This is a genomic window from Acinetobacter sp. ABJ-A23_2, assembly GCF_044538765.1.
Classification (GTDB): Bacteria; Pseudomonadota; Gammaproteobacteria; order Pseudomonadales; family Moraxellaceae; genus Acinetobacter; species Acinetobacter nosocomialis_A.
Genome location: NZ_JBIUCP010000003.1, coordinates 79,791 through 93,176 on the forward strand (window position 1 = coordinate 79,791; position 13,386 = coordinate 93,176).

At 40.1% G+C, this 13,386-nt stretch carries 10 protein-coding genes; 4 read left to right on the plus strand and 6 right to left on the minus strand.

Features of this window, described 5'->3' with window-relative positions; all coding sequences use genetic code 11:
* Positions 1-9 precede the first annotated feature (9 nt).
* The 5 genes from ACH63V_RS02055 to ACH63V_RS02075 all read right to left on the minus strand — a co-directional run bounded on the left by ACH63V_RS02055 (position 10) and on the right by ACH63V_RS02075 (position 7,316).
* A complete protein-coding gene (locus ACH63V_RS02055; RefSeq protein ID WP_004705149.1) occupies positions 10-966 on the minus strand; it encodes a cation diffusion facilitator family transporter in 957 nt (318 codons plus the stop codon).
* 131 nt (positions 967-1,097) lie between these two features.
* Positions 1,098-4,256 (minus strand): efflux RND transporter permease subunit, encoded by a 3,159-nt coding sequence (locus tag ACH63V_RS02060; protein WP_396462583.1) that lies wholly within the window; start codon positions 4,254-4,256, stop codon positions 1,098-1,100.
* Positions 4,246-5,454 (minus strand): efflux RND transporter periplasmic adaptor subunit, encoded by a 1,209-nt coding sequence (locus ACH63V_RS02065; RefSeq protein ID WP_396462584.1) that lies wholly within the window; start codon positions 5,452-5,454, stop codon positions 4,246-4,248. The genes ACH63V_RS02060 and ACH63V_RS02065 overlap by 11 nt, the downstream gene beginning before the upstream one ends.
* Entirely contained in the window at positions 5,454-6,863 is a 1,410-nt protein-coding gene (locus ACH63V_RS02070) for a TolC family protein (RefSeq protein WP_396462585.1), read from the minus strand. Before ACH63V_RS02070 ends, ACH63V_RS02065 begins: the two co-directional genes overlap by 1 nt.
* Before the next feature lie 57 nt (positions 6,864-6,920).
* Positions 6,921-7,316 (minus strand): cation efflux protein, CzcI-like, encoded by a 396-nt coding sequence (locus tag ACH63V_RS02075; RefSeq protein ID WP_396462586.1) that lies wholly within the window; start codon positions 7,314-7,316, stop codon positions 6,921-6,923.
* A 158-nt stretch (positions 7,317-7,474) separates the two neighbouring features.
* On the opposite strand from ACH63V_RS02075, the gene ACH63V_RS02080 reads away from it, so the two are divergent.
* Positions 7,475-8,167: a hypothetical protein gene (locus ACH63V_RS02080; RefSeq protein ID WP_396462587.1), complete on the plus strand. Its 693-nt coding sequence runs from the start codon at positions 7,475-7,477 to the stop codon at positions 8,165-8,167.
* A gap of 342 nt (positions 8,168-8,509) precedes the next feature.
* On the plus strand, positions 8,510-8,890 hold the full coding sequence (locus ACH63V_RS02085) for a tetratricopeptide repeat protein (protein WP_263614751.1): 381 nt from the start codon (positions 8,510-8,512) through the stop codon (positions 8,888-8,890).
* 44 nt (positions 8,891-8,934) lie between these two features.
* On the opposite strand, the gene ettA is transcribed toward ACH63V_RS02085, so the two are convergent.
* On the minus strand, positions 8,935-10,596 hold the full coding sequence (gene ettA / locus ACH63V_RS02090; RefSeq protein ID WP_086264776.1) for an energy-dependent translational throttle protein EttA: 1,662 nt from the start codon (positions 10,594-10,596) through the stop codon (positions 8,935-8,937).
* Between the two features lie 297 nt (positions 10,597-10,893).
* On the opposite strand from ettA, the gene ACH63V_RS02095 reads away from it, so the two are divergent.
* A complete protein-coding gene (locus tag ACH63V_RS02095) occupies positions 10,894-12,171 on the plus strand; it encodes an O-acetylhomoserine aminocarboxypropyltransferase/cysteine synthase family protein (RefSeq protein WP_396462588.1) in 1,278 nt (425 codons plus the stop codon).
* Between the two features lie 273 nt (positions 12,172-12,444).
* Positions 12,445-13,335, plus strand: coding sequence for an SDR family NAD(P)-dependent oxidoreductase (locus ACH63V_RS02100; RefSeq protein WP_262094070.1), 891 nt, complete (start codon positions 12,445-12,447; stop codon positions 13,333-13,335).
* Positions 13,336-13,386: the final 51 nt, after the last annotated feature.

Here is a 13,386-nt window from a genome sequence, read left to right on the forward strand (position 1 = left end):
CACATCAGCTTAGTGCTGATGTGAATGTTCTTTGTCAGTCTCATCATGTTCATGTGAAGCATGTTGAGCAATATGCTGGCAATTGATCTCGGCATCATCTTCAATTTGCAATGTCACTTCGCCGATACCATGCTCATGGGAAAGCATTTCAACAGCATCTTGATAAAGCTTGGTGCGATCAGCGTCAGGTGCAAATAAGTGCACGGTTAAATGGATGTTTTTAGACGTAATCGCCCATACCTTGAGTTGGTGAATACTTTCAACACCATTTAAAGACAGTAAATCAGCACGTAACTTTTCAATATCGACTTCTTCGGGTACACCTTCGAGCAAAATATTGATACTTTGTTTAAGTAAAACCCATGTTCTTGGTAATACCCAAAAACCAATCAGTACCGCAATAATCGTATCGACCCAGTACCAGTTGGTGAAATAAATCACAACTGCACCAATAATAACGCCAACCGAGCCTAGCGCATCACTCAATACCTCTAAATAAGCACCTTTCACATTTAAGCTGTTATTGGCACTCGACATGAGGATTTTCATTGAGATGAGGTTAATTACCAAACCAATGGTTGCCACAATGAGCATGCCCACACTTTGAATTTCAGGTGGTTTAGAGAAGCGGATATAGGCTTCATATAAAATATAAATTGCCACCACGAACAGCATGAGCGCATTAAATAATGCAGCCAAAATTTCAAAGCGCTGATAACCAAAAGTACGTTTATTATCGGCTGGACGCTTTGCGATCTGAATTGCAACCAAAGCAATTGCCAGAGCAGCAGCATCAGTAAACATATGCGCAGCATCGGAGAGTAATGCCAAACTTTGCGTGATTAAACCAGCAACGACCTCAACAATTAAAAATGTTGAGGTGAGTGCTAAAGCAATCATTAATTTCTTAGCATTACCTTCAGTCACTACAGCATGACTATGATCATGACCATGTTGTCCACCCATTTTGCGGACTCCTTATTATTTATCTTTATGGAGAGGTAAAAGTAATGATAGATACATCTCTACTTTTACCTCTTTCAAACACTTTTTTGAATTGACGCTATCATCAAAAAAGATATCTCAAAACGATGACATTATGAATGCTCAGTGCTTTTCGCTTTGCTTTCATTCATCCATCGATAAATGACTGGTAATAAAACCAAAGTTAATATCGTAGATGAAATAATGCCACCGATTACGACCGTTGCCAAAGGTCGTTGTACTTCGGCTCCAGTTCCTGTTGCCAAAGCCATCGGAATAAAACCAAGTGAAGCTACGAATGCTGTCATTAATACTGGACGTAATCGTAATACCGCTCCTTTCCAAGTTGCCGCATGAACATCTAAAGTTGTTCTCAGCTCTTTAATAAACGTGAGCATGACCAAACCATTTAACACTGCAACACCCGATAAAGCGATAAAACCGACCCCAGCAGACATGGAAAGTGGTATATCTCTCAGCCATAAAGCCACTAATCCACCAGATAAAGCGAAAGGAACTCCGCTAAACACCAGTAAGCTGTCTTTAAAATTACTAAATACAGCCATCAGCAACACAAAGATCATGATGAGTGCCATTGGTACGACAACCTGCATTCTTGCTGTAGCAGAAGCAAGATTTTCAAATTGTCCTCCATAACCTAACCAGTAACCACTAGGTAGCTTTTGCTGCGCCAGTTTGCTTTGCATCTCTTGTACAAAAGACCCAAGGTCACGATCACGCACATTTGCTGTCACAATGACGCGGCGCTTACCATTTTCACGGCTTACTTGAGCAAGGCCTAGAATATTCTCAACCTTAGCGACGTCTTGTAACTGAATTAGACCACCGTTTGGTAAGCGAATCGGTAACTGGGCTAACTGCTGAGGCGTACGCATGTTTTCCTGCAAACGAATCACAAAATCGAAACGTCTATCGCCCTGTAAAATTTGTCCTACACTCTGCCCACCGATACTCGCGGAGACAATATCCTGAATAGACTTGACTGATAAACCGTATTGGGCAGCCAATGCATGATCAACATCTACATTCAGTAATGGCAAACCGTCAGTCTGTTCAACTTTGACTTCACTGGCACCTTGAATACTACGTAGCTGTTGGGCTATTTTTTCTGCTTCCTGATTGAGGACCTGCATATCGTCCCCAAAAACTTTCACCCCAATATCACTACGTACACCTGAAATGAGCTCATTAAAACGTAGTTCAATTGGTTGTGAGAATTCACTGTTATTACCAGGAATCTGATTCACGAATTGCAGCATTCTGGCACGCAATTCATCTATTGTTTCTTTAGGGTTTGGCCATTGATCGTGTGGTTTTAATAGAACAATACCATCTGAAATATTAGGAGGCATGACATCGGTAGCAACCTCGGCTGTTCCTGTTCTTGCAAAAATGGCTTTAATTTCAGGGAAGGCTTTCAGTAACTGCTTTTCGACATTCTCCTGAATTTTAAGCGACTCCTCTATGCCTGTGCTCGGTGCACGCATGAGTTGCAACGCAAAATCACCCTCACTGAGTTGAGGCGCGAACTCACTTCCTACTCTTGTTGCAATTGCACTTGTTAAAATCAAGATGCTGACCGCTGCTGTAACAATAACATATCGGAAGGCATATGCTTTATCGAGTAAGCCTGCATAACCTTTTTTCAAGGCCATCATCCAACGGCTTTCTTTTTCCTTCACTTCACCCGTAACAAACAGAGCGACAGCTGCCGGCACAAAGGTCACAGATAAAATAATTGCTCCCAATAACGCTAAAACGACCGTCATTGCCATAGGGTGGAACATTTTTGCTTCTACGCCTGCTAAAGCAAAAATTGGTAGGTACACGACCATAATGATGATCTGACCAAATATTAATGGTCGGCGTGCCTGTTTAGCTGCTAGAAAGACCTCTGTAAAACGTTCTGAACGTATTAATAAACGGCCTTTTAAATGCTGTGCTTCAGCCAAACGCCGAATACAGTTTTCAACAATAACAACCGCCCCATCTACAATGATCCCGAAGTCCAAAGCTCCTAGACTCATGAGGTTGGCACTGATTTTCTGTTCTGCCATACCTGTTAAGGTAAAAAGCATTGCCAACGGGATAATACAAGCAGTGATTAAAGCAGCGCGAAAGTTTCCTAAAAAAATGAAAAGAATAACGATGACTAAAATCGCCCCTTCAATCAAATTTTTAGCTACTGTTTTAATTGCTTTATCTACAAGGTTACTCCGATCATAGACTGTTTCGATCACAACACCCTGAGGGAGTGATCTCTGAATTTCCTGAACTTTCTGATCAATCGCTTTGGCAATGGTTTTACTGTTTTCACCCATCATCATCATGGCGATACCTAAAACAGTTTCCTGTCCATTATAGGTAGCACCACCCGTACGCAAGTCATGACCAATCGATACTGAGGCCACATCAGCACCCCTTATAGGCAAACCGTTTTTCGTGGCGACCGTAACGTTCTGGATATCTTGTATCGACGTCAGCATACCCGGAACACGAACTGTGAGTTGCTGACCATTCTCTTCAATAAATCCAGCACCGCGGTTTTCATTGTTATTTTGAAGCGCATCTTGTAAATCGGTGAGTGGAATCTGCAACTGCTGTAACCGTGTCAGATCTGGTGAAACCACATAGGTTTTGTTATATCCACCAATACTATTCACCTCGGCTACCCCTTGTACGCGTTGTAACTGGGGCCGAATAATCCAGTCTTGAATTTCACGCAGGTCCATTGCACTATAGGCTGACCCATCTGCTTTTTTAGCATTTGGCTCGGCTTTTACCACCCATTGATAAATCTCACCGAGTCCAGTTGAAATTGGAGACATTTGCGGATCAATGCTATCGGGTAAAGCACTCTTAGCTTCTTGTAACCGCTGGTTAATCAGCTGCCTTGCCCAGTAAATGTTAGTACCATCTTTAAAGATAATGGTGACCTGAGAAAGACCATATCTGGAAATTGAACGAGTCTGTTCCAGATTTGGAATACCAGACATGGCATTTTCAATCGGATAAGTGATCCTTTGCTCAACTTCAGGCGCAGTAAAGCCATTTGCTTGACTATTGATTTGTACCTGTACGTTGGTGATATCAGGCACAGCATCAATTGAAAGTTTTTGGTAGCTATAAATTCCAACACCAATCCAAGCAATGACAAACATCATGACCCAAATGGCGTTATTAATTGAAAACTGAATGATCCGATCAAACAAACCTTCAGCCTCTGGCAAATCAGGTTTATTAATGTCCATGCTCAGCCTCCCCTTTTTCAAGTTCGGACTTAAGCAAGAAGCTACCTTGCGTCACATATTGCTGCTTTTCGGTAATTCCTGATTTAACCTCGACCCATTGTGCATCTGAAGAATAATTGCCTAACTCCACGGCAACTGGAGCGAAATGAATTTTGTCCTTCTCCTGTTTTGCAACAAAGACCACATTCTTTCCATCGATCTGTTGTACCGCTGTCTTGTTAACCCGTAATACAGTCGCTGCATTATTTTGTTTCAGTAACACATTGACCATTAAGTTAGGACGTAATTCTTTTGAAGGTGTCAGCACCTTGGCACGAACCTGTAAACGACCAGTTTGAGTATCCGCTTCTGAAGTTAGGCTTTGCACCTGCGCTTTGAAAATATTGTTCGTTTGCAGTGATTTAAATTCAATTTCCTGATTAGGCTGAATATTGGTATTTGTACTTGGTAACACAAACTCAACCCATAGTTGATCTAGGCGATCAATCACAAATAACTGTTTATCAGGACCAATTTGCTCACCAATCACAATATCTTTATTACTGATTACACCACTTAAAGGCGCAGTTAAAACATATCGGCCTTTGCTTGAGCGAGTCGCTCCCAAGGCACTTAAACGACTATTTGCAGCTTGTACCTGAATTTGTGCCTGACGATAAGCATTGTAAGCTTTCTGATAATCTTGACGTGCTGAAACACCTTGTTCCCACAATTGTTTTTCACGCTGATAATCTTGCTGCGCTAATGTCAGTGCTTCTTGCGCCATGCTTAAGTTAGCTTGTTGATCAACTAAATCTGGTACAAATAAAGTCGCCAGGGCCTGACCCTTTTCAACTTGTTGTCCCAGTGCAACATTTACGCTGTCTACTCGTGCAGAAAAAGTTGAAGAGACATGTGCTTGCTGGTCTGTGTTTACGACAAGTTTGGCAGGATAAGAAAGGCTCTGCTCAACTTCGCCACGTCCTACTTGCTCTAACTTCACACCATATTCAACCAGTTGCTTAGAAGTCAGGTTTAAACTTCCTTCCTCTTTTTCAGACTCACCATGGCCAGCTTCACCTTCCGCATGCCCTTCTTCACTTTTATCAGTATTGGACTGTTTTTTTCCAGAGAAAAATAACCAAGCACTTAAAGTAAGGCAGACAATCAACAACAAAAGAGCAATAAGCCATTGGTTTTTTAATTTTTTAACTGACATTACTCTGCCCCTCCAACTGTCGGCAACTTATAGGTGTCTTGCCATAAATTTTGATTAATTTGATTTAATGCATCTCCAGACATCACCATATTTGGATCGATCCCGAGAGCTAAACTTTCTGCCTCAATTGCTTTTTGCCAAGCAGATTTAAGAAGTTGAACTTTTTTCAAACGTTGTTCTTGTAATTGCAGGGTAGATTGCTGGACGTCAGTAATCGCAAATTTACCAACTTTAAAGCCAAGCAACATTTTCTCCTGTACCGTCTCTGATAAAGGAATCTGTTGCTCATTCATCAAGTTATATTGCTGTTTCAAACCAGCCAACTCGTACTGTAGGGTACGAATAGAATTCAGACTTTGCTTTTTATAAAAGCTTTGCTGCTGATCAATTAAATTGAGTTTGCTTTGGGCAGCTTTTAGTGCATATTGCTGGCGATTAAAAATATTTAAAGGAACCGCAATACCTACTCGTATCTGATTTTCGGTACTGCTCGTTTCTGCGGTTTTACTACGAACTACGCCCATATTTACGGTAGGCGTAGGGCGATTTTTTGCCTTTAAATAATTAATTTCAGAATTTTGTTGTATTGCTTGAAGCCGCATGGACTGTTCTAACAAATTCTGTTTTAAGTATTGATCGATATCACCTTCATTTTTTAAAGGCCACGCACTTTTTATATCTGGACGTAAGGTGAAGTTATCTTCCGTCTCACCCCATAAGTTCGCCAGTTTTCTTTTGGCACTACTCAGAGATAATTCAACTTCCTGATACAAACGCTGGTTTTCAACATGCGTCATTAAAGTCCGATCTAAATCAACCTGAGCAATACTGCCCGCCTGAAAACGTAAACGGGTCGCATCTAAAAGATTTTTACTCGTTCTTAACTGTGCTTTGGCAACTTCATGTTCAAGCTCTAAAATCGATACTTGTGACCATAAATATTTGACTGCCAGCTTTAGCTGAGCCTCATATAAAACCTGATTCAACTCAACTTGGTTTTGCTGAACACTTGCCAGTTTTTTTGCTGCGGAACGCACACCAAAAATATCTAGTTTTTGCGAGATCCCAAGTTCTAGTTCCTGATCTTTTCCAGATTTAAAACCCGTTTGCTGTACAGAAACCGTCGGATTTTCCCATAGCTGGCTCTGTTTGATATTGCTCTCTGCAATGTCTTGTTGAGTTTGCCAAATTCCTGTTTGAGTCTGAAATTGCTTAACCTGATCGAGAACTTGCTCAAACGTTAAAACATTCTGTACACGCTGCGGTTGAGTATTCTCAGCAAGGTTCTGATTTGAACTGGCTGCATTTGTTACGACACTAGTTGAAAGCGCAACAGCAACAACTAATGATTTAAGTACCCAAGATGTGCTCAGACTAACGAAACGTTTTTCGTATAAAAAAATAGACATAAATTAACCCTATGAAATAAATAATATTTCTGGTGGGTTATTTTTCGGCTACCCCACCTATAGCAGGGTTAAAACAGGAGGAGGGTCTTGTTTAGAGATATGAGGGGACTTATAAGAATTGGACCAATAATATTGTTGTTTTGGCTCAGATGACTGTATTAAAGGTGAAACAATTTTTTCTTGTGCTTCTACAATCACAACATGAAAACATGAAGGTAAATGGTCATGATGATCGGACAAGCTTAAAGGAGCTTTATGCGTAGTCCCTTCGACTTCTGTCTTTTCAGTATGGCTATGCTGTGAAGCTTCATAACTCAACGCTGCATGATGCCCAAAATGATGTAATGCTTTTTCCTGATTCTCATGGGCGCAAAATGCCGCTGCCACATTCCATAAACTTTGGAATATAAGCAAACAGAATAAGACGGACATGAAAAGTGCAGAACGTGGCAACAGCACACCATTAAACTAAAAAGTTGAACAAAGCCACTATAGCAGGCACCTAGCATGTAATAAAATTACAAAACATTGATTTATTGGTTTCGTTGTTTTCACTTAAAGCTAAGCCATTTTTTATCTTCACAAAAATAATTTTTTTAAGAGTAATGTTTATGTATAAAACGTTGACCACTTGCATATTAGCCACTTGTCTTGGCTTAACCGGATGCGCAACATCTATGTTATCGACAGCCCTTCCAAGTGAGACAACTGAGGTCAAAACAACCATTTTAAAAACAGATCAAATTATTTCACTGGGACAAGCAGTGAAAAACCAGCAAGAGCAAGGTCTTGTATTTGTAGGCAAAGACTATAGTTATTTAATGACCGAAGGTAGCTCAGAGTTTTTAAGTATTATTAAAAATATTCCAGTAAATCAAAGAACTTTAATTATTTCCTCTCCTCTTATGCTTGAAATGGATGATCCCACTCATTTTCATGGTGAACTCAAATTTCAATACAACATTCCTGATTCAAAGTTGAGCGAACAAGAAAAAGAAAATTTAAAAAACTTAGGATTTAAAAATCACTTCATGGGTATGGAGCAACAAACACAACTTTTATATCCTTATGCCATTATTCCTTTTAAAGGCCAAATTTACCAAACCACTGGAACCCTAAAAGCTCAACAAACACTACCTACCCCTTATCCAATTGCCTTACAGCAAAAAGATGAAATAACAAAGAAGCATCCGTTTAAACGTGTAACACGTATGGCGCTTTATCCTTTGGCCCTGGCGTTTGATGTGGTCACGGTAGCTCCATCACTGATTTGGGCAGATTTGCATGGTGACTTTACTAAATAAAAAACTTTTTTCTTAAAATAATCAGCCAGCTCATAAGCTGGCTTTGTTTAAAGAAATTTCTTTTGTTTGATATTTATAAATTTTCTCAAGAGCTTTTTGCGCAAAATAAAAGCTATTTTCTAATTTTAAAAGCTCTCATTTCAGTCAAGAATGCGACTATTCTTATAGTAATTTCGCTAAGCGTAAAAACACGTGTAACTTTTATGTAAGCTAAAACCTCATCATTTTTCATCCAAATGCGCTATATCACATTTACAAAATAAAACATAAGATTTCCATATAAGGGACTAGCTTAAAAGTGTGAGTCAATTCAATCAAATTGAGGAACAAGGGGAGACTATCATGGATATGAAAACAATCAAGCATGGGCTTAATCACTTGTTTGCCTTTGAAAACTTGCCAGCCGATATGCATTCACAAGCTGAGGATGAAATTGAACAAGGCTTACGCTTTGAAGAGTTAGCCGTACAAGATCATGAACGTATGCAAAATTGGCTAGATATTACCCCAAACGACCGCAACGCAATGTGGTGCTACCTCCGTGCAGCTTTAAGAGGTAACGCTGACGCTTCCTTTAAACTTGGCATTGGCTATTTAAATGGTCAATTTGGTTTAGATAAAAACTATACAGAAGCTGAAAAGTGGTTAAACAAAGCAGCAAGCCAAGGTCATCCCTATGCTGAACACTGCTTACAAGAAGCTTTTAGTAAACTTGCCTTCTAATAAAAAAACCAGCCCTTAGGCTGGTTTTTTCAATCTAGCAGTAATTAACCGCTAATTTTTTTGTATTTAGTACGCTTTTGAACAGCGTCTTCACCTAAACGTGACTGGCGATATGCTTCATATTCTGCATAGTTACCCGTGTAGAATTCTGGCTGTTCATTTTCAAATGACAAGATGTGAGTTGCAATACGGTCAAGGAACCAACGGTCATGCGATACCACCATTACCGTACCTGGGAATACAAGAATTGCATCCTCAAGCGCACGTAAAGTTTCAATATCCAAATCGTTTGATGGCTCATCCAGTAAGATAACGTTTGCACCTTGCTGTAAAATTTTCGCAAGTTGTAAACGGTTACGCTCACCACCAGACAATTCGCCTACGCGTTTTTGTTGGTCTTGGCCTTTGAAGTTAAAGCGACCGATATAAGCACGTGAAGCAATTTCATAATCGCCCACTTTCAAAATATCTAAACCGCCAGAAACTTCTTCCCAAACAGTTTTGTTATTGTCTAGAGTGTCACGGATCTGACCTACATAAGCGACTTTAACAGACTCACCTAAAGTCACAGTACCTGTATCAGGTTGCTGTTCGCCAGTCATCATACGGAATAATGTGGTTTTACCCGCACCGTTTGGACCAACGATACCCACAATAGCTGTTGGTGGTACAGTAAACGTTAAGTTTTCGTACAACAAGCGACCGTCGAATGATTTGCTGATACCTTCCACTTCCACAACTTTATTACCCAAACGTGGGCCAGGTGGAATGTAGATTTCAGACGTTTCATTACGTTGTTGGAATTCTTTAGAGTTAAGCTCTTCAAAACGTTCCATACGCGCTTTGTTTTTCTTTTGCTGACCTTTCGCATTTGAACGAACCCATTCAAGTTCTTTTTTCAATGCTTTAGCAAAAGATTCTTCTTGTTTCTGCTCTTGTTCTAAACGAGCATTTTTTTGCTCTAACCAAGAAGAATAGTTACCTTGGTAAGGAATACCATGCCCACGGTCAAGCTCCAAGATCCACTCGGCAACGTTATCTAAGAAATAACGGTCATGCGTAATCGCAACGATTGTGCCAGGGAAATCTTTCAGGAAGCGCTCTAACCAAGATACAGACTCTGCATCCAAATGGTTCGTCGGTTCGTCAAGAAGCAACATGTCCGGTTTAGAAAGCAATAAACGGCAAAGTGCTACACGGCGGCGTTCACCACCTGAAAGCTTAGTTACGTCTGCATCCCAAGCTGGAAGGTTCAAGGCATCTGCCGCGATTTCAAGCTGGTTGTTTAGGTTGTGCGCATCCCAAGCATGGATAATTGATTCTAATTTTTCCTGCTCTTTCGCAAGCGCATCAAAATCTGCATCTGGGTCTGCATATTCTGCAAATACCTGATCAAGACGTTCTAAAGCATCTAAAGCTTCACGTACGCCATCTTCAACGTTACCACGAACGTCTTTCGTTGGATCAAGTGGCGGCTCTTGCTCTAAATAGCCGATTTTAATTCCAGGTTGTGCACGAGCTTCACCAGAGAAATCTTTATCTACGCCAGCCATAATACGAAGCAAGGTAGATTTACCCGCACCGTTCAAACCGAGAACACCAATTTTGGCACCCGGGAAAAATGATAAAGAGATGTCTTTTAAGATTTCGCGCTTTGGCGGAACCATTTTAGACACTCGGTTCATCGTATAAATATATTGGGCCACGCAGGACTCCTCAATTGAAAAACCAATACATCGCAAGAAGCGATAAAATAATCGCGCGTATTATACGATGAAAACACTAACGACTTGAAGTTATGATTTCCATCGTACGGATTTATCAAACAATTTTCTTTTTCAATAAGTTGCAAAATGTTTATGTATAAGATTTATACAACGTTTCAGCGTATATTTTTCTATCTTTATTCCTAAAATTGGAAAACAAACCAGAATTTCTGCAATTTTCTATATAAATTTTAGGCTAGACTCGCTCAATATTTAACTCACGAAGATGAAGTAATCATGACTTATAAAGATGAAACCTTAGCCATTCACGCAGGCTACATTCCAGAAGCAACCACTAAAGCTGTTGCAGTCCCTATCTATCAAACAACTTCGTATGCATTTGATAACACACAACACGGTGCCGACCTTTTCGACTTAAAAGTTCAAGGCAATATTTATACCCGTATTATGAACCCGACCACTGCTGTGCTTGAGCAACGCCTTGCTGCACTTGAAGGTGGTATTGGTGCATTAGCTTTGGCATCGGGAATGGCAGCCATTACTTATGCCATTCAGACCATTACCGAAGCTGGAGACAATATTGCTTCAGTCTCAACTTTATATGGTGGTACATATAACTTATTTGCCCATACTTTGCCAAAGCAAGGGATTGAAGTTCGCTTTTTTGATTATCAAAAGCCTGAAAGCTTGCGTAATTTAATTGATGATAAAACTAAACTTGTTTTTGTTGAGTCAATTGGTAACCCGCTCGGCAATATCATCGATTTAGAAGAAATTTCAAAAATCGCTCATGAGTATGGCGTGCCTGTCGTTGTCGATAACACGGTTGCCACTCCTGCTTTATTAAAACCATTTCAATATGGCGCCGATATCGTTATCCATTCGCTTACTAAATATATTGGTGGTCATGGTAATAGTATTGGTGGTGCGATTATCGATAGCGGTAAATTTCCTTGGGGTAAATATCCAGAGCGTTTTAAAGTTTTGAACACACCAGACCCAAGCTATCATGGTGTGAACTATGTCGAAGCATTAGGTGAGGCTGCCTATATAGCACGCGCACGTGTGGTGCCATTACGTAATACAGGCGCAGCTATTAGCCCGCTTAGTGTTTTCTTAATTTTACAGGGTCTCGAAACGCTTAATTTACGTATCGAACGTCATACTGAAAATGCTCAGAAAGTCGCGGAATATTTGCAAAATCATCCGAAAGTAAAATGGGTCAATTACGCAGGCTTAAAAGATCACCCACAGCATCAACTTGCGCAAAAATATGTAAAAGGTAAACCTTCTGCAATTTTATCTTTTGGTGTTCAAGATGGTCGTGAAGGCGGTACCCGCTTCATTGATGCCCTACAGTTATTTACCCGTCTTGTAAACATCGGTGATGCGAAAAGTCTGGCTTGCCACCCTGCAACCACAACTCACCGCCAGCTCAATGAACAAGAACTTAAAGCTGCTGGTGTAAGTGAAGATATGGTTCGTCTTTCTATTGGTATTGAGCATGTTGATGACCTAATTGCCGATTTAGAACAAGCACTTTCATCTGTATAAATTTTAAACTCATACAACAAGCCTCTGGAATATAGAGGCTTTTTTATTTTCAAGTGATTTAACCCTCACTAATAATTAATGGATTAGGGTAATAATTTAGAGTTTTTACTCTAAATAAATTGTTAAATTTCATATATTTACATACTAGACAATTTTTAAACATCTATTAAGATAGGGCAATATTTAGGAGTTCATCAGGATGAACCAACGGTTGTAAAAATAAAAATTACATACCGGAATAAATAGCCCCTGCCCCTACTTAGGTAAAATGCTGTGAATAAAAAATTAGAAGCTCTGTTCCAGGAAAAGGTACAAGGTAAAGTCATTTTAGTGACAGGCGCCTCAAGTGGAATCGGTTTAACGATTTCAAACAAACTTGCAGACGCTGGTGCGCATGTTTTACTAGTTGCCCGTACTCAAGAAACATTAGAAGAAGTTAAAGCAGATATTGAAAGCCGTGGCGGTCAGGCATCGATTTTCCCATGTGATCTTAACGACATGGAAATGATTGATCAGGTTTCTAAAGAGATTTTAGCTTCTGTTGATCATATTGATATTTTAATTAATAACGCTGGCCGCTCTATTCGTCGTGCGGTTCATGAGTCTTATGATCGTTTCCATGACTTTGAACGCACCATGCAATTGAACTATTTCGGCGCTGTACGTTTGGTTCTTAATATTTTGCCACATATGATCCAGCGTAAAGATGGGCAAATTATTAATATTAGCTCGATTGGTGTATTAGCAAATGCAACACGCTTCTCAGCTTATGTTGCCTCTAAAGCTGCGCTTGATGCATTTAGCCGCTGTCTTTCTGCCGAAGTTCATGCACATAAAATTGCGATTACATCAATTTATATGCCTTTAGTACGTACCCCGATGATCGCACCAACCAAAATTTATAAATACGTACCGACTCTTTCACCAGAGCAAGCAGCAGATTTAATTGCTTATGCAATTGTGAAGCGTCCGAAACGTATTGCGACGAACTTAGGTCGTTTGGCGTCTATGACGTATTCAGTCGCGCCGGGCATCAACAATATGTTTATGTCGATTGGTTTCCGCCTGTTCCCAAGTTCTGATGCAGCAAAAGGCCAAAAAGCTGAGAAATTGAACTGGGCACAAAAAGCTTATGCACGCATTTTCCCAGGTGAACACTGGTAATTTGACATATTAAGTTGAGTTAACAATAAAAAAAGCGCTTCTGACGAAGCG

Coding starts and splice junctions, on each gene's coding strand:
- ACH63V_RS02055 (WP_004705149.1), bottom strand. CDS start 966: ATGGGTGGACAACATGGTCATGATCATAGTCATGCTGTAGTGACTGAA.
- ACH63V_RS02060 (WP_396462583.1), bottom strand. CDS start 4,256: ATGGACATTAATAAACCTGATTTGCCAGAGGCTGAAGGTTTGTTTGAT.
- ACH63V_RS02065 (WP_396462584.1), bottom strand. CDS start 5,454: ATGTCAGTTAAAAAATTAAAAAACCAATGGCTTATTGCTCTTTTGTTG.
- ACH63V_RS02070 (WP_396462585.1), bottom strand. CDS start 6,863: ATGTCTATTTTTTTATACGAAAAACGTTTCGTTAGTCTGAGCACATCT.
- ACH63V_RS02080 (WP_396462587.1), top strand. CDS start 7,475: ATGTATAAAACGTTGACCACTTGCATATTAGCCACTTGTCTTGGCTTA.
- ACH63V_RS02085 (WP_263614751.1), top strand. CDS start 8,510: ATGGATATGAAAACAATCAAGCATGGGCTTAATCACTTGTTTGCCTTT.
- ACH63V_RS02095 (WP_396462588.1), top strand. CDS start 10,894: ATGACTTATAAAGATGAAACCTTAGCCATTCACGCAGGCTACATTCCA.